Origin of the sequence: Bacillus pumilus (assembly GCF_024498355.1) — a bacterium.
In the GTDB taxonomy this organism is placed as follows: Bacteria; Bacillota; Bacilli; order Bacillales; family Bacillaceae; genus Bacillus; species Bacillus pumilus_P.
The window spans coordinates 1,466,494-1,490,881 of sequence record NZ_CP101833.1; the positions used below are offsets into that span (position 1 = coordinate 1,466,494).

22 protein-coding genes, 1 pseudogene and 1 riboswitch are annotated in these 24,388 nt (G+C 44.4%); of the genes and pseudogenes, 22 read left to right on the forward strand and 1 reads right to left on the reverse strand.

Annotation, left to right across the window (positions count from 1 at the left end; genetic code table 11):
* Positions 1-2 precede the first annotated feature (2 nt).
* From pyrR to NPA43_RS07435, 18 genes and pseudogenes are all read left to right on the forward strand, one after another.
* Entirely contained in the window at positions 3-545 is a 543-nt protein-coding gene (pyrR, locus tag NPA43_RS07355; RefSeq protein WP_024424234.1) for a bifunctional pyr operon transcriptional regulator/uracil phosphoribosyltransferase PyrR, read from the forward strand.
* Between the two features lie 154 nt (positions 546-699).
* On the forward strand, positions 700-2,028 hold the full coding sequence (locus tag NPA43_RS07360; protein ID WP_099725923.1) for a solute carrier family 23 protein: 1,329 nt from the start codon (positions 700-702) through the stop codon (positions 2,026-2,028).
* Positions 2,029-2,157: 129 nt separating this feature from the next.
* Positions 2,158-3,081: an aspartate carbamoyltransferase catalytic subunit gene (locus tag NPA43_RS07365; protein ID WP_256499538.1), complete on the forward strand. Its 924-nt coding sequence runs from the start codon at positions 2,158-2,160 to the stop codon at positions 3,079-3,081.
* Positions 3,065-4,351, forward strand: coding sequence for a dihydroorotase (locus tag NPA43_RS07370; protein ID WP_256499539.1), 1,287 nt, complete (start codon positions 3,065-3,067; stop codon positions 4,349-4,351). Before NPA43_RS07365 ends, NPA43_RS07370 begins: the two co-directional genes overlap by 17 nt.
* Positions 4,348-5,442, forward strand: coding sequence for a carbamoyl phosphate synthase small subunit (locus tag NPA43_RS07375; protein WP_099725920.1), 1,095 nt, complete (start codon positions 4,348-4,350; stop codon positions 5,440-5,442). The genes NPA43_RS07370 and NPA43_RS07375 overlap by 4 nt, the downstream gene beginning before the upstream one ends.
* On the forward strand, positions 5,427-8,642 hold the full coding sequence (gene carB, locus NPA43_RS07380; protein WP_099725919.1) for a carbamoyl-phosphate synthase (glutamine-hydrolyzing) large subunit: 3,216 nt from the start codon (positions 5,427-5,429) through the stop codon (positions 8,640-8,642). The genes NPA43_RS07375 and carB overlap by 16 nt, the downstream gene beginning before the upstream one ends.
* Entirely contained in the window at positions 8,639-9,415 is a 777-nt protein-coding gene (locus NPA43_RS07385; protein WP_099725918.1) for a dihydroorotate dehydrogenase electron transfer subunit, read from the forward strand. Before carB ends, NPA43_RS07385 begins: the two co-directional genes overlap by 4 nt.
* Complete coding sequence (locus NPA43_RS07390; RefSeq protein WP_256499540.1) at positions 9,409-10,341, forward strand: dihydroorotate dehydrogenase; 933 nt, start codon at positions 9,409-9,411, stop codon at positions 10,339-10,341. Before NPA43_RS07385 ends, NPA43_RS07390 begins: the two co-directional genes overlap by 7 nt.
* Positions 10,313-11,017: an orotidine-5'-phosphate decarboxylase gene (gene pyrF, locus NPA43_RS07395; RefSeq protein ID WP_256499541.1), complete on the forward strand. Its 705-nt coding sequence runs from the start codon at positions 10,313-10,315 to the stop codon at positions 11,015-11,017. Before NPA43_RS07390 ends, pyrF begins: the two co-directional genes overlap by 29 nt.
* A 7-nt stretch (positions 11,018-11,024) precedes the next feature.
* Positions 11,025-11,663, forward strand: coding sequence for an orotate phosphoribosyltransferase (gene pyrE / locus NPA43_RS07400; RefSeq protein WP_230031463.1), 639 nt, complete (start codon positions 11,025-11,027; stop codon positions 11,661-11,663).
* Between the two features lie 137 nt (positions 11,664-11,800).
* Positions 11,801-11,903, forward strand: a riboswitch (SAM riboswitch).
* 169 nt (positions 11,904-12,072) lie between these two features.
* Positions 12,073-12,123: pseudogene (locus NPA43_RS19240) on the forward strand (DUF2292 domain-containing protein); the annotation flags it as partial.
* 45 nt (positions 12,124-12,168) lie between these two features.
* Positions 12,169-12,870 carry a phosphoadenylyl-sulfate reductase gene (locus NPA43_RS07405; protein WP_099725914.1) on the forward strand — a complete coding sequence of 234 codons (702 nt, stop codon included), beginning with the start codon at positions 12,169-12,171 and terminating at the stop codon, positions 12,868-12,870.
* A gap of 13 nt (positions 12,871-12,883) precedes the next feature.
* Positions 12,884-13,948 carry a sulfate permease gene (locus tag NPA43_RS07410; RefSeq protein WP_249705505.1) on the forward strand — a complete coding sequence of 355 codons (1,065 nt, stop codon included), beginning with the start codon at positions 12,884-12,886 and terminating at the stop codon, positions 13,946-13,948.
* A gap of 57 nt (positions 13,949-14,005) precedes the next feature.
* A complete protein-coding gene (sat, locus tag NPA43_RS07415; RefSeq protein ID WP_099725912.1) occupies positions 14,006-15,142 on the forward strand; it encodes a sulfate adenylyltransferase in 1,137 nt (378 codons plus the stop codon).
* Positions 15,143-15,155: 13 nt separating this feature from the next.
* The gene (gene cysC, locus NPA43_RS07420) at positions 15,156-15,749 is read left to right on the forward strand and encodes an adenylyl-sulfate kinase (protein WP_099725911.1); all 594 of its coding nucleotides are present in this window, start codon (positions 15,156-15,158) and stop codon (positions 15,747-15,749) included.
* A 28-nt stretch (positions 15,750-15,777) separates the two neighbouring features.
* Complete coding sequence (gene cobA / locus NPA43_RS07425) at positions 15,778-16,533, forward strand: uroporphyrinogen-III C-methyltransferase (protein ID WP_256499542.1); 756 nt, start codon at positions 15,778-15,780, stop codon at positions 16,531-16,533.
* 76 nt (positions 16,534-16,609) lie between these two features.
* Positions 16,610-17,395, forward strand: a complete 786-nt coding sequence (locus tag NPA43_RS07430) for a sirohydrochlorin chelatase (protein ID WP_256499543.1) — start codon at positions 16,610-16,612, stop codon at positions 17,393-17,395.
* Positions 17,376-17,879 (forward strand): precorrin-2 dehydrogenase/sirohydrochlorin ferrochelatase family protein, encoded by a 504-nt coding sequence (locus NPA43_RS07435; RefSeq protein WP_256499544.1) that lies wholly within the window; start codon positions 17,376-17,378, stop codon positions 17,877-17,879. The genes NPA43_RS07430 and NPA43_RS07435 overlap by 20 nt, the downstream gene beginning before the upstream one ends.
* A gap of 28 nt (positions 17,880-17,907) precedes the next feature.
* On the opposite strand, the gene NPA43_RS07440 is transcribed toward NPA43_RS07435, so the two are convergent.
* A complete protein-coding gene (locus NPA43_RS07440) occupies positions 17,908-19,617 on the reverse strand; it encodes an Rqc2 family fibronectin-binding protein (protein WP_256499545.1) in 1,710 nt (569 codons plus the stop codon).
* A gap of 165 nt (positions 19,618-19,782) precedes the next feature.
* On the opposite strand from NPA43_RS07440, the gene NPA43_RS07445 reads away from it, so the two are divergent.
* From NPA43_RS07445 to gmk, 4 genes are all read left to right on the forward strand, one after another.
* Positions 19,783-22,458: a calcium-translocating P-type ATPase, SERCA-type gene (locus NPA43_RS07445; protein ID WP_099725906.1), complete on the forward strand. Its 2,676-nt coding sequence runs from the start codon at positions 19,783-19,785 to the stop codon at positions 22,456-22,458.
* A gap of 83 nt (positions 22,459-22,541) precedes the next feature.
* Positions 22,542-23,417 (forward strand): YicC/YloC family endoribonuclease, encoded by an 876-nt coding sequence (locus NPA43_RS07450; RefSeq protein WP_099725905.1) that lies wholly within the window; start codon positions 22,542-22,544, stop codon positions 23,415-23,417.
* A 76-nt stretch (positions 23,418-23,493) separates the two neighbouring features.
* Positions 23,494-23,763 carry an extracellular matrix/biofilm regulator RemA gene (remA, locus tag NPA43_RS07455; protein WP_008344898.1) on the forward strand — a complete coding sequence of 90 codons (270 nt, stop codon included), beginning with the start codon at positions 23,494-23,496 and terminating at the stop codon, positions 23,761-23,763.
* Positions 23,764-23,772: 9 nt separating this feature from the next.
* Positions 23,773-24,387 carry a guanylate kinase gene (gene gmk / locus NPA43_RS07460; RefSeq protein WP_099725904.1) on the forward strand — a complete coding sequence of 205 codons (615 nt, stop codon included), beginning with the start codon at positions 23,773-23,775 and terminating at the stop codon, positions 24,385-24,387.
* Position 24,388 lies beyond the last annotated feature (1 nt).

The following is a 24,388-nucleotide window of genomic DNA, read 5'->3' on the forward strand; positions in this document are numbered from 1 at the left end:
AGATGGAACAAAAAGCAGTCATTCTTGATGAACAAGCGATAAGACGAGCGCTTACCCGAATTGCACATGAAATGATTGAGCGCAACAAAGGGATGAAGGATGTCATCCTTGCCGGGATCAAGACAAGAGGCATTCATCTTGCAAAGCGCCTTGCAGAGCGTATCGAGCAAATTGAAGGAAACCCAGTCACTGTGGGTGAACTTGATATTACGCTATACCGTGATGACCTGACAAAAAAGACAGACAACCAAGACCCGCTTGTAAAGGGTGCAGACATTCCAGCTGACATCAATGACAAAACACTCATCGTCGTTGACGATGTCCTGTTTACAGGCAGAACCGTAAGAGCGGCCATGGATGCTCTTGTGGATGTAGGCAGACCGTCTTCTATCCAGCTTGCTGTTCTAGTCGACCGGGGACACCGGGAGCTGCCTATTCGAGCGGATTATATCGGAAAAAACATCCCGACATCAAAAGCAGAAACAGTCATGGTTCAGCTCAATGAAGTAGATCAAAACGACCTTGTCGCTATATATGAAAAATAACCTTTTTAAATGCATTCCAGAGAGTTTGCAAAGAGGGCAATAACAGAGCTACCGAGCACACGGCTACATGACGTGTACGGTTTTTCTAGGCCTCTTTGCGCATACTCGCAAAGAGGCTTTTTTAATGAAAAAGGACACATCTAGGAGGAAAATCATGAGTCAGCAAAAAGCCAATCTAGGCATTCGAGATATCCCAAAACCGTTCACATGGCTATCACTTAGCCTTCAGCATTTGTTTGCCATGTTTGGTGCGACCATTCTTGTACCAAAAATCATTGACATGAGTCCAGCAGTCGCGCTCATCTCAAGCGGTGTTGGAACCATTGTTTACTTAATCATCACAAGAGGACAAATTCCGGCGTATCTTGGATCGTCCTTTGCCTTTATCGCCCCCATATTGAATGTCAAAGCAACAGGCGGACCTGGAGCCGCAATGGTTGGTGCCTTCATGGCGGGTGTGGCTTATGCGCTCATTGCCCTATTCATTAAATGGCTAGGCACAGGCTGGCTGATGAAGCTTCTGCCGCCTGTCGTCGTAGGACCAGTCATTATGGTGATCGGACTTGGACTCGCTGGAACAGCTGTCAACATGGCGATGTATGCTGATCCGAATGCGACCGAGCTTGTATACAGCCTAAAGCACTTAATGGTAGCAGGCTTTACACTAGCTGTCACAATTATCAGCATGATCTTTTTAAGAGGATTCCTTAGCCTGATTCCAGTATTAATCGGTATTATCAGCGGCTATCTCTTTGCCTTAACACAGGGCATCGTGAACTTCCAGCCGGTCATTGACGCAAAATGGTTTGCTGTACCAGACTTCGTCGTACCATTTGTCGACTATACACCTGCTGTGACGTTAAGCATTCTCACAGTGATGGTGCCGGTTGCCTTTGTAACCATGTCAGAGCACATTGGCCACCAAGTGGTGTTAAGCAAGGTCGTAGGGCAAGATTTTATTAAAAAGCCAGGTCTTCACCGCTCTATTTTAGGAGACAGTGCGGCGACCATCTTCGCTTCACTCATTGGCGGACCTCCAACAACGACTTATGGGGAGAACATTGGCGTACTTGCCATCACAAGAGTGTTTAGTATCTTCGTCATCGGCGGAGCAGCAGTCTTTGCGATCTGCTTCGGCTTTGTTGGGAAAATGTCAGCATTAATCAGTACAGTGCCGTCCGCGGTCATGGGAGGCGTTTCGTTCCTGCTCTTTGGGATCATTGCCTCAAGCGGCCTGAGAATCCTGATTGATCATAAAGTGAATTTTGAAGAAAAGCGTAATCTCATTATCGCATCTGTCATCTTAGTCATCGGAATTGGCGGGGCATTCATTGAGGTGAAACAAATCAACCTCACACTATCTGGAATGGCACTCGCTGCGATTACGGGCGTCCTGTTAAATCTAATCCTGCCGCACCAGAAAGCGGAGGATAACGAGTCAAATGAATCGAATACAGAAAACCTTTTAAAAGAAGTCCAGTGAGGCTGACAAGGGTTCTAAAATGAGCAGAATGTGCGAAAGTGCCGCTGCTTCTTTTGGAGAACCCTAAGCTGCCGAGGCTTAGGGTTTTTTTGAACCTGAAAGTGATGAAAAACTAGAGGGGGAAGAAAAATGAATGATCTATCGACAATGAGCAGCTTATCTAAGGAAGAGATTTTACAGCTGATTGAAGAAGCATGCGCACTGAAAAATGGGAAGCAGGAACATGGCTTAGCTGGAGAATTTGTAGCGAACCTCTTCTTTGAACCAAGTACAAGAACACGCTTTAGCTTCGAAGTAGCCGAAAAGAAACTTGGAATGAATGTGCTTAGTCTAGATGCGGCAAGTACCTCAGTTCAAAAGGGAGAGACGCTTTACGATACGTTGAAAACGCTAGAATCCATTGGAGTCAAGGCGTGTGTCATTCGGGACAGCACCGACGAATATTACAACGAGCTAATCGGGAAGGTAGGGATTCCCATCATCAATGCTGGAGATGGCTGCGGGCAGCACCCGACACAATCACTGCTTGACCTGATGACCATCTTCGAAGAGTTTGGCGGGTTTGAAGGCTTAACGATTTCGATTCATGGAGATATCAAACATAGCAGGGTGGCGAGGTCGAATGCTGAGGTTCTTTCAAGACTTGGAGCGACAGTGCTCTTTTCAGGACCAGCCTCCTTCCAAGATGAACAAAACCCTCACGGAACGTATGTCCAAGTAGATGAAGCCATCAAACGCTCTGATGTGGTGATGCTGCTAAGAATTCAGCATGAACGGCACGCAGAAAAGATGGGCAGTGACGATTACTTATCTACGTATGGATTAACAGTAGACAGGGCGAGCAAAATGAAAAAACGAGCCATTATTATGCATCCAGCACCAGTAAACAGAGGTGTTGAAATTGATGATTCATTAGTAGAATCCGAGCAGTCAAGGATTTTTAAGCAAATGGAAAATGGCGTGTATATCCGAATGGCTGTTTTAAAAAGAGCTTTTCAAAATAGCAGACTACATCAAAAAGGGAGAGATTCTGTCTATGTCATATCTCATTAAAAACGGTTTTATCTTAACAAGCACAGGGGAAAGAGTGCAGCAGGATATTAGGGTAGAAGGAAAAGTGATTCGGGCAATTGGTCATTTAGAAAGAGAAGACGGAGAAGAGGTCATTGATGCAGCTGGGCTGTTTGTGTCACCAGGCTTGATTGATCTGCATGTGCATTTAAGAGAGCCAGGCGGCGAGAAAAAGGAAACAATTGAAACAGGCTCTAAGGCAGCAGCAAGAGGAGGGTATACGACGATTGCAGCCATGCCGAATACACGGCCAGTTCCAGATACAAAGGAGCAAATGGAATGGCTCATGAATCGAATCGAAAAGACCTCATCTGTGAGAGTGCTGCCATACGCTTCGATTACAACAAGGCAAATTGGCGAAGAGATGACGGACTTTGCAGCGTTAAAAGAAGCTGGTGCCTTTGCATTTACGGATGACGGTGTTGGCATCCAAACAGCAGGCATGATGTACGAAGCGATGAAAAAGGCAGCAAGCCTTGATCAAGCGATTGTGGCGCACTGTGAAGATAACTCGCTCATTTACGGAGGGTGCGTTCATGAAGGAGAATTTTCACAAGCCAATGGGTTAAACGGAATACCGTCAATTTGTGAATCGGTGCATATTGCAAGAGATGTCCTCTTAGCAGAAGCAGCGAAATGTCATTATCATGTATGTCATATCAGTACGAAAGAATCTGTTCGAGTCGTGCGCGATGCAAAAAAAGCAGGCATTCGTGTAACGGCTGAGGTTTCACCGCATCACCTGCTTTTATGTGATACGGACATCCCGGGTCTTGATACAAACTATAAAATGAACCCGCCGCTCAGAGGAAAAGAGGATCGCGAGGCGCTGATCGAGGGACTTTTAGATGGCACAATTGATTTCATCGCAACAGATCATGCTCCGCATACAGAAGAAGAAAAAAACGAAACGATGCAGCGTGCACCTTTCGGGATTGTAGGACTTGAAACAGCGTTCCCACTTCTGTACACACGCTTTGTGAAAACAGGCGAATGGACATTAAAAGAACTCGTTGATTATATGACAATCAAACCAGCAGAAGCCTTCTCCCTTCCATACGGCAAGCTAGAAGAGGGTCAAGCAGCTGATATCACGCTCATTGATTTAAACAAAGAAATGGCAATCGATAAAAAAAGCTTCTTATCTAAAGGACAAAATACACCGTTTGACAAATTGACTGTATCAGGATGGCCTGTCATGACACTTGCATCTGGGAAAGTCGTTTATGAAGAGGGGAGACTAGTAAAATGAAGAGACGCTTAGTGCTAGAAAACGGAACAGTATTCGAAGGAACAGGCTTTGGCAGCTTAGAATCGTCAGTCGGAGAAGTCGTCTTTAATACGGGGATGACAGGCTATCAAGAAATTTTGTCTGATCCATCATACTGCGGACAAATTGTCACGCTCACTTACCCGCTCATCGGCAACTATGGCATTAACCGTGATGATTTTGAATCGATCACACCGTTTGTGAAAGGGCTGATTGTGAAAGAACTTTGTGAAAAGCCCTCAAATTGGCGCTCTTCATACTCACTTGATGAATACTTGAAAATGAAAAACATTCCAGGGCTTAGCGGAATCGATACACGGAAGCTGACAAGAATGATTCGAAGTGCAGGAACATTAAGAGGGGCTTTTGCAGGACCGTATGAACAAGTGGAAGACGTTGTGCGCCGCCTTCAAACATTGCAGCTGCCAACAGATCAAGTGAGTCAAGTTTCTGTGAAAAATGCGTACCCAAGTCCAGGGAGAGGAAAAAGAATAGTGCTTGTGGATTTCGGGATGAAGCACGGCATATTGCGCGAGCTCAATAAACGTGACTGTGACGTCATTGTGGTGCCATACAATATCACTGCGAATGAAGTGCTGCAGTTAAAGCCTGACGGGATCATGCTTTCAAACGGCCCTGGGGACCCTGTTGATGTACCAGAAGCAGTTGAAATGATTCAGCAATTGATTGGGAAGTTACCACTCTTTGGCATTTGCCTAGGACACCAGTTATTCGCTCTTGCGTGTGGCGCAAGTACAGAAAAAATGAAATTCGGTCATAGAGGATCAAATCACCCGGTCAAAGAACTAGCAACTGGCAAGGTGACCTTGACGTCTCAAAACCATGGCTACACGGTAAGTACTATTAATGAAGACTTGCTTGAAGTAACGCATATTGCTCTAAATGATAATACGATTGAAGGGTTAAAACATAAAGAAGCGCCAGCATTTACTGTACAGTATCACCCAGAAGCATCACCGGGTCCAGAAGATGCCAACTACTTATTTGACGAGTTCATGGACATGATTCAGACGAATGAGAAAGAAGGGGAAGAAGTATGCCAAAACGCGTAGACATCAAAAAGATTTTAGTCATCGGTTCAGGTCCAATCATCATCGGTCAGGCAGCAGAGTTTGACTATGCAGGCACACAGGCTTGCTTAGCACTAAAAGAAGAGGGCTATGAAGTCGTTCTTGTGAACTCCAATCCTGCGACGATCATGACAGATACAGAAATGGCCGACAAGGTATACATTGAACCACTGACACCAGAATTCTTAACACGAATTATTCGAAAGGAACGCCCTGATGCGATCTTACCAACACTTGGCGGACAAACTGGACTGAACCTCGCTGTTGAATTATCAGATCTTGGCGTATTGGCTGAATGCGGCGTTGAAGTACTCGGAACAAAATTATCAGCTATTCAAAAAGCTGAGGACAGAGATTTATTCCGTAATCTGATGAATGAACTAAATGAACCTGTCCCAGAAAGTGAAATCATTCATAACCTTGAAGAAGCGATGGCGTTTACGAATCAAATCGGTTTCCCTGTTATTGTCAGACCAGCCTATACATTAGGCGGAACGGGCGGCGGAATTTGTACAAACGAGCAAGAATTGAAGGAAATCGTCGAAAATGGATTGAAGCTAAGCCCAGTCACACAATGCTTGCTTGAAAAGAGTATTGCGGGCTTTAAAGAAATTGAATATGAAGTTATGCGTGATAGCGGTGACCATGCGATCGTTGTTTGTAACATGGAAAACTTTGATCCTGTCGGCATCCACACAGGTGACAGCATTGTCGTTGCACCAAGCCAAACGTTAAGTGACCGCGAATATCAGCTGCTTCGTAATGTGTCACTGAAGCTCATCCGTGCACTTGGCATTGAAGGCGGCTGTAACGTACAGCTGGCACTTGATCCGAACAGCTTTCAATACTATATCATCGAAGTAAACCCGCGCGTGAGCCGTTCCTCTGCGCTTGCGTCTAAAGCGACAGGTTATCCAATTGCAAAACTTGCAGCGAAAATTGCTGTCGGCTTAACGCTTGATGAAATGATGAACCCAGTCACAGGTAAAACATATGCAGCCTTCGAGCCAGCACTTGACTATATCGTATCAAAAATCCCGCGCTGGCCGTTTGACAAATTTGAATCTGCCAACAGACGTCTTGGTACGCAAATGAAAGCAACCGGTGAAGTCATGGCGATCGGCCGTACATTAGAAGAGTCTCTTTTAAAGGCTGTACGTTCACTTGAAGCGGATGTGCATCACATTGAATTAAAAGATGAAGCAGACATCACAAACGAAGTGCTCGAAAAGCGGATTATCAAAGCAGGAGACGAGCGGCTATTTTATATCGCTGAGGCGCTTAGAAGAGGCTACACAGTCGAACAGATTCATGAATTCTCAAAAATAGATTATTTCTTCCTCCATAAGCTAGAAGGCATCATCGCATTTGAAAAGACGTTAAAAGAAAAGAAAGGCAATACAGACGTATTAAAAGAAGCGAAAGATAAAGGCTTCTCAGACATCTATATTAGCCGAGAGTGGAACATGAAGGAAGCGGATGTCTACAAGCTAAGACAAGAAGCAGGCATCGTTCCTGTTTACAAAATGGTGGATACATGTGCGGCAGAATTTGAATCAGAGACGCCATATTTCTACAGTACGTATGAAGATGAAAATGAATCAGAACGAACAGACAAGAAAAGCGTCATAGTGTTAGGCTCAGGTCCAATCCGAATTGGACAAGGGGTCGAGTTTGATTATGCAACCGTTCATTCTGTGTGGGCGATCAAACAAGCAGGGTATGAAGCCATCATTATAAACAACAACCCTGAAACGGTCTCAACAGACTTCAGTATTTCAGATAAGCTTTACTTTGAACCACTTACTGTAGAAGATGTGATGCACATCATCGACCTTGAAAAACCAGAAGGTGTCGTTGTTCAGTTCGGCGGACAAACAGCGATCAACTTAGCAGATGAATTATCGAATAGAGGGGTTAAGATTCTAGGAACTTCGCTTGAAGACCTTGACCGCGCGGAAAACCGTGACAAGTTTGAACAAACATTAGAAACACTCGGCGTTCCGCAGCCAAAAGGAAAAACAGCTACGTCTGTGCCGGAGGCGGTAGCGATTGCGAATCAGATTGGCTACCCAGTCCTTGTCCGTCCTTCCTATGTATTAGGCGGTCGTGCGATGGAAATCGTTTATCAAGAAGAAGAGCTTCTTCACTACATGGAGAATGCGGTGAAAGTCAATCCGCAGCACCCAGTGTTAATTGACAAATATTTGACGGGAAAAGAAATTGAAGTAGATGCCGTGTCTGACGGAGAAACTGTCGTGATCCCAGGGATTATGGAACATATTGAAAGAGCCGGGGTCCACTCAGGTGACTCGATTGCGGTTTACCCTCCGCAAACATTGTCTGATGAGATCAAAGCAAAGATCGCAGAATACACGATTAAACTCGCAAAAGGACTTAACATTATTGGACTGCTTAACATTCAATTTGTTCTATCAAAGGGAGAAGTGTTCGTCCTTGAAGTGAATCCGCGTTCAAGCCGGACTGTCCCATTCTTAAGTAAAATTACGGGCATTCCAATGGCAAACCTAGCGACAAAAGTCATTTTAGGTGACAAGCTCAAAAACTATGGCTACCAAGAAGGGCTTCACACCGAACAAGAAGGGGTGTACGTCAAAGTCCCAGTCTTCTCTTTTGCAAAACTAAGAAGAGTGGATATTACACTCGGGCCTGAAATGAAATCAACAGGTGAAGTTATGGGGAAAGATGTCACAATTGAAAAAGCCCTCTACAAAGGGTTGATTGCATCAGGGATACAAATTCCAAATGACGGAACGGTTCTCCTCACAGTCGCTGACAAGGATAAAGAAGAAGGGCTAGAGATTGCAAGAAGATTCCATTCCATCGGTTATCATATTTTAGCGACAGAAGGAACGGCGAATTACTTAAAACAAGCCTCCATTCCATCAAGTGTTGTCGGCAAAATAGGAGAAGAAGGCAAAAACCTTCTCGATGTCATTCGAAACGGGGAAGCTCAATTTGTCATCAACACCCTGACAAAAGGAAAGCAGCCGGCAAGAGACGGCTTTAGAATTAGACGTGAATCTGTTGAAAATGGAGTGGCTTGCTTAACGTCACTAGATACAGCAGAAGCCATTTTAAGAGTGCTTGAGAGCATGACATTTAGAGCAGACGAAATGCCAGAAGTGAAAACGAATGCTGAGGTGACAGTAACGATATGAAAAAAGCATACTTGACGGTCGTCTCAAACCGAGAGATCGCTGATCATATTTACGAAATGACATTAAAAGGTGACCTTGTGGACTCATTTCAAACGGCTGGACAGTTCCTTCATATAAAGGTCAGTGAATCCATGACACCGCTGCTGAGAAGACCGATCAGTATTGCCAACATTCATGCCGAGCAAAAAGAAGCAACCATCATTTACCGCGCAGAAGGAGAGGGCACAAAGCTCCTCTCCCAAAAGCGGGCGGGAGAATCAGTCGATGTATTAGGGCCGCTTGGGAACGGTTATGACCCTTCAGTTGTCCAGCCTGGGCAGACGGCATTACTAGTCGGTGGAGGAATTGGAGTACCGCCTCTATATGAGCTTTCCAAGCGTTTAACGAAAAAAGGCGTTATCGTGAAGCATGTCCTCGGCTTTCAATCGAAAAAGGATGTATTTTACGAGGAGAAATTTCAAGCACTTGGCGATACTTATATCGCGACCGTTGATGGAACATACGGCTCAAAAGGTTTTGTGACAGGTGTGATCGAAGAAAATGATTTGAGCTTTGATGTGCTGCTTTCCTGCGGACCGACACCTATGCTAAAAGCACTGAAAGACACGTATCCTGATAAGCCTGTCTACATTTCAATGGAAGAACGAATGGGCTGCGGAATCGGTGCGTGTTTTGCTTGTGTCTGTCATACCGATCAGCACGAAAAACCTTACGTCAAAGTCTGTCTTGATGGACCTGTATTTAAAGCAGAGGAGGTGGCATTGTCATGCTAAACGTGGAGTTACCCGGCTTATCTTTAAAGAACCCGATTATACCTGCATCAGGCTGCTTTGGATTCGGAAGAGAATTTGCTTCATTATATGATTTATCCATGCTGGGCGGCATCATGATCAAAGCCACTACCCTTGAAGCGAGATTTGGCAACCCGACACCGAGGGTGGCCGAGACTGGAGCCGGTATGCTGAATGCGATCGGCCTTCAAAATCCAGGTCTAAAAGGCGTGCTCGAAAATGAATTGCCTTGGCTTGAGCAGTTTGATACCCCCATTATTGCAAACGTTGCTGGCTCACAGGTCGATGATTATGTCGAAGTAGCAAAACAAATCAGCCAAGCAAAGAATGTCCATGCCCTTGAACTAAATATTTCTTGTCCGAATGTCAAAACAGGCGGGATCGCATTTGGTACAGACCCAAACATGGCGGCGTCGTTGACAAAAGCGGTCAAGGAAGTCTCCTCCGTTCCTGTCTATGTGAAACTGTCTCCTAATGTGGCGAATATTGTTGAGATTGCTAAAGCGATTGAATCTGCTGGAGCGGATGGGCTTACCATGATTAATACCTTAATTGGCATGCGTTTAAATTTAAAAACTGGGAAGCCCATCCTTGTCAATAAAACAGGCGGATTATCAGGTCCAGCTATAAAACCTGTCGCTGTTCGAATGGTGCATGAGGTCAGTCAGGCGGTTTCTATTCCGATTATTGGGATGGGCGGGGTGCAAAGTGCTGAAGATGTACTTGAATTTTTACTAGCAGGTGCAAGTGCAGTAGCTGTTGGCACAGCCAATTTTGTGAACCCTTTTATTTGCCCAGAAATCATTGACGAGCTGCCAAATGTGTTAGCGGCTTATGGTTATTCATCTGTAGAGGAATGTATCGGAAGGAGCTGGAAACATGAAGCACTTGCCCATCATCGCGCTTGATTTCCCATCAGGGCAGGAGGCACTTGCCTTTTTAGAACCCTTTGAAGGAGCACCATTATTTGTGAAGGTTGGTATGGAGCTGTTTTACCAAGAAGGTCCAGCCATCCTTGACGCGCTGAAAGAAAAAGATTGCCGCATATTTCTTGATCTGAAATTACATGACATTCCAACAACGGTGCAAAAAGCGATGAACCGGCTTGCTGCACTTGGCGTTGATTTAGTCAATGTACATGCAGCTGGCGGGAAACGAATGATGCAGGCTGCGGTAGAGGGACTTGAAAGCGGGACGCCTGCTGGACAAAGCCGCCCGGGCATTATTGCTGTGACTCAGCTGACAAGTACGTCAGAAGACATGATGAACAAAGAATTACTCATTGATCGTCCATTGCAAGAGACTGTGCTGCATTACGGACAATTGGCATATGAAAGTGGACTCGACGGTGTTGTTTGCTCTGTTCATGAATCTAAAGCCCTTCATGAGCACATCTCACCTTCCTTTCTCACTGTGACACCAGGGATTCGCTTGCCGAATGATCAAACCGATGACCAAAAGCGTGTCGCGACACCTGCCTTTGCAAAAGAGCAAGGTGCTTCACAAATTGTTGTCGGAAGATCCATCACGAAAGCTGAAAGTCCAATAGAAGCCTATCATCAAATTTTGAAAGAGTGGGAGTGACTGCCGGATGAAAACGAAAATCGCTAAACATCTACTACAAATCAAAGCTGTCTCATTAAAACCAGACACACCGTTTACGTGGGCAAGCGGCATCAAATCACCGATTTACTGTGATAACCGCCTGACTTTGTCGTACCCGGAAGTGAGACACGACATCGCTGAAGGTCTAAAAGATTTGATTCTCACTCATTTTGAGGGAGCGGAGGTTGTCGCTGGCACTGCAACAGCGGGCATTCCGCATGCCGCATTAGCTGCAGACCGCCTGAACGTGCCGATGTGTTATGTCAGAAGTAAGCCAAAAGCACACGGAAAAGGGAATCAGATTGAAGGAGCCGTATCGCCTGGTCAAAAAGTTGTTGTCGTAGAAGACCTCATTTCAACTGGTGGGAGCGTGCTTGAAGTGGTCTCGGCTCTTCAAGACGAAGGCTGTGACGTACTCGGAGTTGCTGCAATTTTCACATACGGCCTGCCAAAAGCAGCTGCTGCTTTTCAAGAGAAAAACATTCCATATGTCACACTAACAGACTATGACACGCTGACAGACGTGGCTCTTGAGCTAAAAGCGATCGAACCTTCTGCTATGAATAAACTAAAACGCTGGAGACAAGATCCTACCTCTGAATCTTGGATGGAAGAAACGGTTTAAAAGCTGTGCCACTCGCACAGCTTTTTCATTTGGTTAAAAATAGTAAAATAGACTCAAATTTAAATAAAAACTAATCCTATCAATAAAGTCGGGTTGACTTTTGTTTGAATTGTGTTAATATTTAATACAAATTAAAACTCTTATCCAGAGAGGTGGAGGGACTGGCCCGATGAAACCCGGCAACCTGCGATTCGTAAGGTGCCACTTCCTGCAAAATGATTCTATTTTGAAAGATAAGGAAATCGTGAGCTTCCTCATCTTTCTTTCGGACTGAAAGAAAGTTTTTTTATTTTAACGTGAGGAGGAAGAGGAGATGGAAGTGAAACAAAACCAGGATGAGGGCTTAGTGAAGCACATGCAAGAACTGATTGGGGATATAAAATTCGGTTCGATTACGTTGATTGTTTAGGACGGTCAAGTGATTCAAGTAGAAAAAAACGAAAAAATTAGGTTGAAGTAGTGCGCAGATTAGCAATATGAGCGGTACTCCGGAAGGGGAGAAACAATGTTAACTTACGAAAATTGGCAAGAGCCGTCCATTACATTTCAAGAGGACGATTTGTATAAAGGGGCCCTATCCGTGCTGAAATGGGCGTACGGTCATTATGGTGATCAGCTCGTTTATGCATGCAGTTTTGGCATTGAGGGCATTGTCCTGATTGATCTTATTGCGAAAGTAAAAAAGGATGCGAGAATTGTCTTTTTAGATACAGGTCTGCATTTTAAGGAAACGTACGATACAATTGATGCGGTAAAGGAAAGATACCCCGGTTTAGACATCGTACTGAAAACACCTGAGCTGACAGTTGAACAGCAAAACGAGCAGCATGGTGAAAAATTATGGGAAACAAATCCTCAAAGCTGCTGCCATATGCGCAAGGTCATTCCTTTGCAAGAGACACTATCTGGCTATCCGGCATGGCTTTCTGGCTTAAGAAGAGAGCAGTCACCAAAACGAGCAGGTACGAACTTTTTAAATCAGGATGAAAAGTTCAAATCAGTGAAAGTATGTCCGCTCATTCACTGGACGTGGAAGGACATATGGAGATATGCATCTAGAGAGGATCTTACTTATAATCCGCTGCATGACCAGGGATACCCAAGTATCGGCTGTGCACCGTGTACACAGCCAGCATTTACTGCGGATGATTTGCGTTCTGGCAGATGGTCAGGTACAGCAAAGACAGAGTGCGGATTACATGAGTAAGGGAGCATAATGTATGGAAATCGCCGCAATTTTATTTAGTTTATTCTTTGCTTTAAACATAGGCGCAAGCGGAGCAGCCGCTTCTATGGGCATTGCGTATGGATCAGGTGCAATTAAAAAGCCCATCTATGCACTCAGCGTTTGTGCAGTCGGAGTTTTAGCAGGTTCAGTGATTGGCGGCGGTGAGGTCGTCAAAACGATTAGCTCTGGTATTATGCCAGAATCTGTGATTACAATTGAAATTGTTTGTATCATCATTGGTTCTGCCGCATTATCACTCTTCATAGCGAATCTGATGGCCATCCCTTTATCAACAAGTGAGGTCACAGTAGGGGCTGTGGTCGGTGTTGCAGTCGCGTATAAAGTGTTATATGTGAAATCTATTTTAGTCATTGTGGCCTTTTGGATCATCATTCCACTTGTCGCCTTTGTTTTCACCTTTACTGTAGTCAAAATCATCAGAATGTTCCCTAAACGCACATTATCTAAAAAAAGCACTGCGATTTTATCAGTCTTGCTCATGATCAGTGGATTTCTAGAGGCGTTTTCAGCCGGTATGAACAATGTTGCCAATGCAGTCGGCCCGCTTGTGGCCTCAAGCGTCTTGTCCGTTGGGCAAGGAACACTTTACGGCGGAATCTTCGTCGCACTTGGTGCCCTGTTGCTTGGCAGAAGAGTGCTAGAAACAAACGGAAAGAAAATCACCCGCTATCAAACGGGTGAAGGGATTTTGTTATCGAGTACCGGCGCTGGACTTGTCATCGTCAGCTCTATTTTTGGGCTGCCAGTTCCACTTACTCAAATCACCTCCTCGTCCATTATCGGACTTGGGATGGCAAAGGGTGGACCTAACATTTTTCATAAACATATCGTGAAAAAGATGCTGAAGGTCTGGGTTGTGTCACCCTTTTTATCACTCAGCCTATCGTATCTGCTGGTGAGCCTTTTCCTAAAAGGAGATTATTACTCTATTTTTATCATGATGAGTGTACTGCTTGCCTCACTCGGTGCGCTGAGTCTGATGAAGGCAGTCAAAAATGAAAGCAGCTCTATTCATGAGCAGGGCGGCGGGATTTAACTATAAATCCGACTATTAACATCTAATAAATATGAACATTGAGAGGAAGATGGACAAATGAGTTTAACACCACATGGTGGCGTATTAATGAATCGAGTAAATGAAGAATATGATCTCAGCACGGCTGCGAAGGAAATTGAACTAGATGCGATTTCCTTTGCAGACCTTGAACTCATTGCAATTGGCGGGTATAGTCCAATTGAAGGATTTTTAACAAAAGCTGATTATGAAGCAGTTGTCAGCAGTATGCGGCTAGCAAGTGGTGTCGTTTGGTCTCTTCCGATTACGCTGCCAGTCACAAAGGAAAAGGCAGCCGAGATCAACCAAGGTGATATTGTGCGTCTATCGTACAATGGAACAGTATACGGGATCATTGAAGTAGAGGATCAATACACACCAGATAAGGAAAAAGAAGCTGTAAATGTGTATAAAACAGATGACCGCAATCATCCAGGCGTGAAAAAATTATTTGAACGCGGTGACACGTATATTGGCGGTAAAATTACACTGACGAAACGAAGCGAAAAACCATTTCCTCAATTTACGTATGAGCCAGAAGAAACAAGAAAACATTTTAAAGAAAATGGATGGAAAACAATTGTTGGGTTCCAAACGAGAAACCCCGTCCACCGTGCCCATGAATATATTCAAAAGACAGCACTAGAAACAGTCGATGGTTTGTTTTTAAATCCGCTTGTTGGTGAAACAAAATCTGATGATATCCCAGCAGATGTGAGAATGAAAAGCTATCAAGTGTTATTGAACGGTTATTATCCAAAAGATCGCGTCTTTTTAGGTGTTTTTCCTGCTGCAATGCGTTATGCTGGACCAAAGGAAGCGATATTTCATGCGCTTGTTCGTAAAAATTATGGTTGCACACATTTTATTGTCGGAAGAGATCATGCAGGTGTTGGTGATTATTACGGCACATACGAGGCGCAGGAGCTATTTGATCAATTTACAAGCGAAGAGATTGGCATTACTCCGTTAAAATTTGAACACAGCTTCTACTGCAATACATGTGAAGCGATGGCAACACCAAAAACATGTCCGCACGATAAAAGTGAGCATGTCATTCTTTCAGGTACAAAGGTTCGAACGATGCTGAGAAACGGTGAATTACCACCAAGCACGTTCAGCCGAAAAGAAGTTATTGAAACATTAATCGAAGGATTAAAAACGACGGTATCTTAAAGGAGCGTATGACATGAGCAACGAACATATCGTATGGCATGATTCATCTATTACAAAAAAAGAATATCAACAGAAAAACAATCATACAAGCGGCATCATCTGGCTCACTGGTCTAAGTGGTTCAGGCAAATCGACGCTCGCAAATGCAGCGGCTAGAGAGCTGTTTGAACAAGGCTACCAAGTCACAGTCCTTGATGGCGATAACGTACGACATGGACTCAATAAAGATTTAGGGTTTTCAGATGATGACAGAAAAGAAAACATCCGGCGCATCGGAGAAGTGGCGAAATTATTTGTTGAGCAAGGGACCATTGTCATCACAGCTTTTATTTCTCCATTTCAAGAAGATCGCCAAATTGTTAGACAGTTAGTCGATGATGGGGAATTTCACGAAGTGTTTGTGAAATGTGATCTGAACGTGTGTGAAGAGCGTGATCCAAAGGGGTTATATAAAAAAGCCAGAAACGGCGAAATTCCATTTTTCACTGGAATTGATTCACCATATGAAGAGCCAGCTGCACCTGAGCTCGTATTAGATACAGGTGAATGGTCTCGCGAGGAGTCCAAACAGCGCCTCGTTGATTATGTAAAGGGAAGAGCGAAATAATCGGCTGATGGCAGGGGGAGAAAGCGCGATGGGGAAAGTATACATTGTTGGTGCCGGACCGGGTGATCCAGACTTAATTACATTGAAGGCCCATAAGGCAATACAGCAGGCAGATGTCATTTTATATGATCGTCTCGTCAATCAAGAGATTCTCGCCCACGCCAAACCGGAGGCGGAATTGATCTATTGCGGCAAGCTGCCAAATCATCATACGATGAGACAGGAAGCCATCAATGAAGCGCTTGTGACTCATGCAAAGAAAGGGAACGTTGTCGTTCGTCTAAAAGGCGGCGATCCCTTTGTATTTGGCCGCGGCGGTGAAGAAATTGAATGCTTAGCTGAGCACGGGATTCCGTATGAGGTCGTCCCTGGGATTACCTCTGGTATTGCAGCGGCTGCTTATGCGGGCATTCCAGTGACGCACCGTGAATTCAGCTCAAATGTCGCTTTTGTCACAGGACATTATCAAAAGGATGAACATTTTGAAGAAAAGTGGGAGGCGCTGGCAACGGGAATTGATACCCTTGTCATATACATGGGCGTCAAAAACGTAGAAAGAGTGCAGCGGCTTCTTTTGAAAAATGGACGGGAACCTGAAACACCAGCTGCGTTTATTCACTGGGGAACCACTACGAGTCAAAAGACGACTTGCTGCACTGTAGCGACGCTGTCTGAAACAGTTGAAAAAGAAGGAATCGAGCATCCGAGTTTAATTGTTGTAGGAGACGTCGTTCATTTTCATCAAAAGCTGAGCTGGTTTGAACCTGCACTGATCGAGAAATAAAGAACGAAGGGGAAAAGACACGTAGATACATCGTGTCTTTTCGTCTGATCAAAACAGGATGAGAGGGAGAAGCCAAATGAAGCAGGCTGTACTTTATGTTGGACATGGAAGCAGAGTGAAAGAAGCACAAGATAAAGCCATTTCTTTTATGAAAAGCTGTATGCCGTTAGTGGAAGCAGATATACAAGAAATTTGTTTTTTAGAGTTGACCAATCCTTCTATAGAAGAAGGGTTTGAGACTTGTGTGAAAAAAGGAGCAACACACATTGCGATCGTCCCGCTCCTCCTTTTAACCGCCATGCATGCCAAATCAGATATCCCAGTCGAGATTGAAAAAGGACAAAAACGTTTCCCGCAAGTGAAGGTGACATACGGAAGACCTATCGGGGTGAATCAAGAAGTGACGAAGGCTGTTGTTGCAAGGATTGAAGAAGCTGGATATCAAGGAGAGAAAGCACGGATTCTTTTGATTGGCCGCGGGAGCTCTGATCCGGATGTGAAGCGAGATGTGTATGGCATTGCAGGCGATGTCCGAAGCCTGCTCCCTCATGCAGAGGTTCTTCCATGTTTTATTACGGCATGTGAGCCAAATTACCGAGATGTTCTTGCGCAGTTAACAGCAGATGACGATACGCCTGTGTATATCGTTCCTTACCTGTTGTTTACGGGCATTTTAATGAAAGAGATTGAAAGCGAGGCCGTTCAGACGAGAGAGCGACTTCAGGATGTACGAGTATGCCGGTATATTGGCTTCCATCCGCATGTGAAAGCCGCTTATATTGAACGCGTGCAAGAAACCATTTTAAACAAAGAGAATGCGTTCCATTTCCAAGGAGAAAGCCATGCTTCCAGTCCATCTTGATTTAACCAATAAACAAGTGCTCATCGCCGGCGGCGGACTGGTAGCGGCAAGAAGGGCGAATGCGCTATGCACGGAGCCTTGCCGCATAACTGTCGTGAGTCCTGACATTTGTGATGAAATGGTCCATCTCATTGATGCATATGGGCTGAATTGGAAGGAAAAGAAGGTGAGCGCTGAAGATTTGGAGGATGCATTTTTCATTGTTGCTGCAACAAACGACCCTTTGGTGAACGAATGGATTGCGCAAACAGCGCTGCCGCATCAGCTTGTCAACTGTGTGAGCCAATCAGAGTTAGGCAATGTGATCGTTCCAAAGATTGTCAAAGCAGGGAAAGTGACGATTTCAGTCTCGACGAGCGGTGCAAGCCCAGCCCGGACAAAACAGCTGGCTGAGGCAATCGAGACCTTGCTTGAAAAAGAAGATGTAGACGCGCTTGAAGCTCTCTATATAGAAAGAAAAAAACGACAAAGAAAAAGCCGATAAAATCGACATGAGATTTTATCGGCTTTTTTTATTTTCGAAGCTTTAGGACAACATCTTCATCAGGCGTGACAAATAATGTTTGCTGCTGATCATACGTAACAAAGCCCGGCTTTGCTCCGTTTGGTTTTTTCACATGACGGATTTTCGTATAATCGACAGGCACGGAGCTGGATTCTTTTGCTTTAGAGAAGTAGGCAGCAATTTGAGCCGCTTCATGCAACGTTTGTTCATCAGGTGTTTGATGACGTATGACGACATGTGATCCTGGAATATCTTTTGTGTGCAGCCAAATGTCATCACGAGCAGCAGCCTTTGTGGTCAAATACTCGTTTTGTTTGTTGTTTTTCCCCACTAAAATGGGAATGCCTTGAGAAGATTCGTACGTTTCCAGCTGGATGGCCGCCGGTTTTTTCTTTTTGGCGTGCCGCTTTTGTTTGGCGCGCAAATATTTCCCTTCAACAAGCTCTTCTCTCATTTCCTCTAAATCTTTTGGCGAGGCAGAGGACAGCTGCTGAATCAGCTCTTCAAAATAAACAATCTCTTCATGTGTCCGCTTGATTTGTTCATTTACAGCCTCTACTGCATTTTTTGCCTTTTGATATTTTGTAAAGTACGCCTGTGCATTTTCAGAAGGGGTTTTGTTTGTTTTTAGCGGGATCGTCATTTCTCCGCCTTCTTCATCGTAATAATTGATGACAGTCGCTTCTTCATCCCCTTTTTTTATGGCATATAGATTGGCTGTTAACAATTCACCATAGAGCTGGTATTTATGCGCATTTTGAGATTCTTCAAGGGTTCTTTTTAGTTTTTTTAGCTTGTTTTCATTTTTCTTCTTTTCATTCACGACAAACCGTTCAAGGTCAGCCGCCTGCTGTTTGACTCTGTCCCTTTCCGCTTTTCCGAAATAAAAGCGGTCAAGCAGCTGGCTGAGAGATTCGAACGTCTTCATTTCGCCATTTACATGCTGGAGTTCTAATAAATAGAAATACTCTTTGCCGTCTTTTCTGGTGAGCTGCGGGGTAAAAGAATGCGTCCGAATGAGCTGGAACATGTCAAGCAGTGTATTTGGAATCGTTTCCTGATTGGTAAGACCGGCTCTGTGAACAGCTTCCTTTGCAAACAGCGGGGAAACCCCAGAGAATGTATCGACAATTTGACTCGCGATTTTCCCTTCTTGAAAACGCAAATGCTTTAAAATATCATCCTTCGTCACTTCAAAAGGATTCAATTTTTGCTGTGCAGGCGGCAGCAGGTATTCATGACCAGGAAGCACAGTTCGGTAGCTGTTCACAGATGGAGAAAGATGTTTCAGACCATCAATGATCTGCTGCGTTTCATCTTCAACAAGAATTAAATTACTGTGCCGTCCCATGATTTCGATATAGAGCTTCCGCGTCTGTTCATCGCCAATTTCATTTCGGCTTCGCACATGAAGCACGATGACCCGGTCAAATCCAACCTGTTCGAAGCGTTCAATAAATCCGCTCTCAAGATGCTTTCTGAGGAGCATACAAAACATTGGGGGTTCGCTTGGATTGTCATAATGATGCTCAGTGAGCTGCACTCTCGCATAGCTCGGATGAGCCGATAAAAGGAGCTTATGATTTTTCCCGTTTGACCGGATATGAAAAATCAGCTCGTGCTTATATGGCTGATGTATTTTAGAAATTCTCCCGCCAGTTAATGTCTCTTGCAATTCATTTGTCATACCGTATGTAAAAATGCCGTCAAATGACATGTTGGATACACCCTCTTTTTTCACACAAATCTACTGAAAGAACCTTACATTTTCTCGTTCTTTAGGCAGTCTTATTATTATAGCATGATTTAGGACGAGTCTGAATAAACTGGCTTATAGAACACTGCATATGAGAGAGAACAAAAGAGGAGTGGACGAGGTCAAATGAATTGGCATGAACTGAACCAAACCGATTTATTAAAAACAATGAATACATCGATAGGTGACGGACTGTCAGAAAAAGATGTGCAAAAGCGGCTTGAAAAACACGGACCAAATGAATTGCAGGAAGGGAAAAAGGCATCGGCTCTGATCATCTTTTTAGCGCAATTTAAAGACTTTATGGTCTTAATTTTGCTTGCGGCAACGATTATTTCTGCTTTTTTAGGTGAATACATTGATGCTGGGGCGATTGTAGCGATTGTTCTGATTAATGGTGTACTCGGCTTTTATCAAGAACGCCGGGCGGAAAAATCCCTTCAAGCGCTAAAGGAATTATCGACTCCGCATGTATATGCAAGGAGAAACAATGAGTGGGTCAAGATCCCGTCTAAGCACCTCGTACCAGGGGATATTGTGAAGTTTTCAAGCGGAGACCGGATTGGGGCAGATATTAGATTACTAGAAACAAAGAGTTTAGAGATCGAAGAGTCAGCCCTTACTGGTGAGTCCATCCCAGCGGTGAAACATGCAAGTCCACTTTCACGAGACCATGTAGCGCTCGGAGATTTGACGAACATGGCATTTATGGGGACGCTTGTCACGAGAGGAAGCGGCGTGGGTGTTGTCATTGGGACAGGGATGAATACAGCCATGGGACAAATTGCCGGTATGCTGGATGCTGCAGGTAATATGGAAACACCGCTGCAAAGACGTCTCGAACAGCTTGGGAAAATCTTGATTGTTGCTGCTTTATTCTTAACCGTGCTCGTAGTCGTTCTGGGCGTTGTGCAAGGACATGATTTGTATCATATGTTCTTAGCGGGTGTATCTCTCGCTGTTGCTGCCATTCCAGAAGGACTGCCGGCGATTGTAACCGTCGCTCTTTCCCTAGGTGTGCAGCGGATGATCAAACAAAAATCAATTGTCAGAAAGCTCCCAGCTGTGGAAACGCTCGGCTGCGCGTCGATCATTTGCTCAGATAAAACAGGGACAATGACGCAAAATAAAATGACGGTAACACATGTGTGGGCAGAGGGGAAAACGTGGAATATTTCTGGCACGGGCTATGAGCCGTCTGGTGATTTCACCTTAAACGGAGAACTTGTCCATGTTGACAAACATCCAAGCCTTCAAAAGGTTTTATTATATGGTGCACTTTGTAATACATCGACCATCGTTGAAAAAGATGGAGAAATGAACCTTGATGGAGATCCGACAGAGGGCGCACTTTTAACCGCAGCACGTAAAGCGGGTTTTACAGAGCAATTCATAGAAGCTGGGTTTCATGTCGTAGAGGAGTTTCCTTTTGACTCAGAAAGAAAGATGATGTCAGTCGTCGTCGAAACGAATCAAAAAGAGCGGTATGTCATTGCAAAAGGTGCGCCAGATGTACTGATGAACCGTTCAAGTCATATCATGCACGGCGGACGCACAGCCTCATTTTCAACCACTCACAGGCAAGAAACAGAAGCTGCGATTCAAGGCTTAGCAAGACAAGCGCTTAGAACCATTGCAATTGCGTATAAAAAAGTCGGTTTGACAGAAAAAATCACATCTGTTCAGCAGGCAGAAACCGATCTCACATTGATCGGGTTAGAGGGTATGATCGATCCACCTCGTCCTGAAGTCAGGCGAGCGATCAAAGAGTGCAGGGATGCTGGCATTAAAACTGTGATGATTACAGGTGATCACGTGGAAACAGCCAAAGCCATCGCAAAAGACCTGAGCCTTTTACCGAAGCAAGGAAAGGTTCTTGACGGGAAAGCGCTGGACCAGCTGAGTGACAAAGAGCTTGAGCAAATGGCTGAAAATGTATACGTTTTTGCCCGGGTATCCCCGGAACATAAGCTGAGAATTGTGAAGGCCTATCAAAAAAATGGCCATATTGTGGCGATGACAGGTGATGGGGTCAATGATGCGCCCGCGATTAAACAAGCAGATATCGGAATATCCATGGGCATCACAGGAACAGACGTAGCAAAAGAAGCGTCCTCCCTTATTTTACTTGATGACAACTTTGCGACCATTAAATCCGCTATTAATGAGGGCCGGAATATTTACGAAAATATTCGTAAGTTTGTACGCTATTTGCTTGCATCAAATGTTGGAGAAATTTTGGTTATGCTGTTTGCGATGCTCCTTGCGCTTCCGCTTCCACTCGTTCCTATTCAAATTTTATGGGTAAACCTTGTGACAGATGGACTCCCAGCTATGGCACTTGGAATGGATAAGCCAGAAGGCGATGTCATGAAGAGGAAGCCGCGGAACATGAAAGAGGGCATATTTGCTAGAGGGCTTGGCTGGAAGGTCATATCAAGGGGATTCCTCATTGGGCTTGCCACTCTGTTAGCATTTATGTTTGTGTATCACCGCGATCCAAACGAACTGCAATATGCACAGACTGTCGCATTTAGTACGCTCGTTTTGGCGCAGCTCATTCATGTATTTGACTGCCGCAGTGAACGGTCCATTTTTGAACGTAATCCATTTGGAAATCTCTATTTAATCGGTGCTGTTCTGTCATCACTTCTTCTGATGCTTGTGGTCATTTATTATCCTCCGCTTCAGCCAATTTTCAAAACGGTGTCAATTGCACCAATTGATTGGCTGCTGATCATCGGTATGTCTGCACTGCCAACTTTTTTATTGGCTGGATCACTTTTGACAAGAAAAAAATAATTCGTTATGGTATAATTTTGAGGTAATAGTGTCTGCTATTACCTTTTTCATTTTATTAATATGAAAGAATTGGGTGTTTTGACATGATACGCAGTATGACGGGATTCGGCCAAGCGAGTAAAACGGATGGAGAACTGACAGTGTCAGTCGAGCTAAAATCGGTCAATCACCGTTTTAAAGAGGTTCATGCCCGTTTGCCGAGGCCGCTTTTATATTTCGAAGATACATTAAAAAAAATCATTCTTCGTCACGTGCAGCGTGGTAGAATTGAGCTGTTTGTCACGATTGAAGGCGGTAAACTAGCAAGCCGGTCTTTACAGATCGACTGGCCGCTGCTTGATGAATATATGAAAGCCGCAAAAGACCTCAAGGACCGCTATCACATTTCAGGTATTCAGCATGCACATGACTTACTTCAGCTGGAACATGCTGTTCAAGTAGAAGAGTCGGTCAGCCGAAATGAGCAGCTGGAGCATTTGCTGATAGACGCTTGTGAAGCGGCTGTCAAGGAGCTTTGCTTCATGAGAGAGCAAGAGGGTGCATCACTTCAAAAAGACTGTGAACTGAGGCTCTCTGAACTAGAGGCCTATACAGAAGAAATAAAAGTCTTTGCACCAGAGGTTGTAAGTCAGTACAAAGAACGATTGAATCAAAGATTGCAAGAATGGATCGGAGAGGCGCTTGAAGAAAGCAGACTGGCCACAGAGGCTGCCATCTTTGCTGATCGCTGTGACATTACAGAAGAGATCACGAGATTAAAAAGTCATTTTCAGCAATTTCAGCAAATTTTGATGCAAGGCGGCGCTGCCGGCCGGAAACTTGACTTTCTTGTACAGGAACTCAACCGTGAAGTGAACACGATTGGATCTAAAGCAAACCATCACCATTTAACAAAGTTGGTGGTCGAAATGAAAAGTGCTATTGAAAAAATAAAAGAACAAGTGCAAAATATAGAATAGTCATTGTGTATGCTGTTTACAGTGCGTCTCTTTCGGCGAGACTAGAGACGTTTATATTACAGGGGGACGAAAGAAGATGACCATAAAATTGATCAATATCGGATTTGGAAACATCATTTCAGCGAATCGGATGATTTCGATCGTCAGTCCGGAATCAGCACCGATTAAACGAATGATACAAGACGCAAGAGATCGAGGCATGCTCATAGATGCTACATACGGAAGAAGAACCCGTGCTGTTGTCATTATGGACAGTGACCATGTCATCTTATCTGCCGTTCAGCCTGAGACTGTCGCGCAAAGACTTTCTGTAAAAGAAGAAATCATAGATGAAGGGCAGGGGTAATACGCCATTATGAAAGAAAGAGGACTCTTAATCGTTCTCTCTGGACCTTCGGGAGTTGGAAAAGGAACGGTCAGACAAGCCATTTTCTCCCAGGAAGATACGAAATTTGAATACTCTATTTCAGTAACAACACGCAAACCGCGTGAAGGTGAAAGAAATGGTGTCGATTATTTCTTTAAAACCAGGGAAGAATTTGAACATATGATTGAAAACAAAAAGTTGTTAGAATGGGCAGAATATGTCGGGAATTACTACGGCACACCTGTTGACTATGTAGAACAGACACTGAGTGAAGGAAAAGATGTTTTCCTTGAAATCGAAGTGCAAGGCGCACTTCAAGTAAGAGAAGCTTTCCCGGAAGGTCTTTTTATTTTCCTTGCACCGCCTAGTCTTTCAGAACTTCAAAACCGTATCATTACTCGCGGTACAGAATCTGAGGACCTCATTCGAAATCGAATGGCCGCTGCAAAAGAAGAGATTGAAATGATGGATGCTTACGACTATGTCGTTGAAAACGATGATGTCGCGCTTGCTTGTGAAAGAATCAAAGCGATCGTCCTTGCAGAGCATCTGCGAAGAGACAGAGTCGCACCAAGATATAAAAAAATGCTGGGGGTAGAATAAA

Coding starts and splice junctions, on each gene's coding strand:
- pyrR (WP_024424234.1), top strand. CDS start 3: ATGGAACAAAAAGCAGTCATTCTTGATGAACAAGCGATAAGACGAGCG.
- NPA43_RS07360 (WP_099725923.1), top strand. CDS start 700: ATGAGTCAGCAAAAAGCCAATCTAGGCATTCGAGATATCCCAAAACCG.
- NPA43_RS07365 (WP_256499538.1), top strand. CDS start 2,158: ATGAATGATCTATCGACAATGAGCAGCTTATCTAAGGAAGAGATTTTA.
- NPA43_RS07370 (WP_256499539.1), top strand. CDS start 3,065: ATGTCATATCTCATTAAAAACGGTTTTATCTTAACAAGCACAGGGGAA.
- NPA43_RS07375 (WP_099725920.1), top strand. CDS start 4,348: ATGAAGAGACGCTTAGTGCTAGAAAACGGAACAGTATTCGAAGGAACA.
- carB (WP_099725919.1), top strand. CDS start 5,427: ATGCCAAAACGCGTAGACATCAAAAAGATTTTAGTCATCGGTTCAGGT.
- NPA43_RS07385 (WP_099725918.1), top strand. CDS start 8,639: ATGAAAAAAGCATACTTGACGGTCGTCTCAAACCGAGAGATCGCTGAT.
- NPA43_RS07390 (WP_256499540.1), top strand. CDS start 9,409: ATGCTAAACGTGGAGTTACCCGGCTTATCTTTAAAGAACCCGATTATA.
- pyrF (WP_256499541.1), top strand. CDS start 10,313: ATGAAGCACTTGCCCATCATCGCGCTTGATTTCCCATCAGGGCAGGAG.
- pyrE (WP_230031463.1), top strand. CDS start 11,025: ATGAAAACGAAAATCGCTAAACATCTACTACAAATCAAAGCTGTCTCA.
- NPA43_RS07405 (WP_099725914.1), top strand. CDS start 12,169: ATGTTAACTTACGAAAATTGGCAAGAGCCGTCCATTACATTTCAAGAG.
- NPA43_RS07410 (WP_249705505.1), top strand. CDS start 12,884: ATGGAAATCGCCGCAATTTTATTTAGTTTATTCTTTGCTTTAAACATA.
- sat (WP_099725912.1), top strand. CDS start 14,006: ATGAGTTTAACACCACATGGTGGCGTATTAATGAATCGAGTAAATGAA.
- cysC (WP_099725911.1), top strand. CDS start 15,156: ATGAGCAACGAACATATCGTATGGCATGATTCATCTATTACAAAAAAA.
- cobA (WP_256499542.1), top strand. CDS start 15,778: ATGGGGAAAGTATACATTGTTGGTGCCGGACCGGGTGATCCAGACTTA.
- NPA43_RS07430 (WP_256499543.1), top strand. CDS start 16,610: ATGAAGCAGGCTGTACTTTATGTTGGACATGGAAGCAGAGTGAAAGAA.
- NPA43_RS07435 (WP_256499544.1), top strand. CDS start 17,376: ATGCTTCCAGTCCATCTTGATTTAACCAATAAACAAGTGCTCATCGCC.
- NPA43_RS07440 (WP_256499545.1), bottom strand. CDS start 19,617: ATGTCATTTGACGGCATTTTTACATACGGTATGACAAATGAATTGCAA.
- NPA43_RS07445 (WP_099725906.1), top strand. CDS start 19,783: ATGAATTGGCATGAACTGAACCAAACCGATTTATTAAAAACAATGAAT.
- NPA43_RS07450 (WP_099725905.1), top strand. CDS start 22,542: ATGATACGCAGTATGACGGGATTCGGCCAAGCGAGTAAAACGGATGGA.
- remA (WP_008344898.1), top strand. CDS start 23,494: ATGACCATAAAATTGATCAATATCGGATTTGGAAACATCATTTCAGCG.
- gmk (WP_099725904.1), top strand. CDS start 23,773: ATGAAAGAAAGAGGACTCTTAATCGTTCTCTCTGGACCTTCGGGAGTT.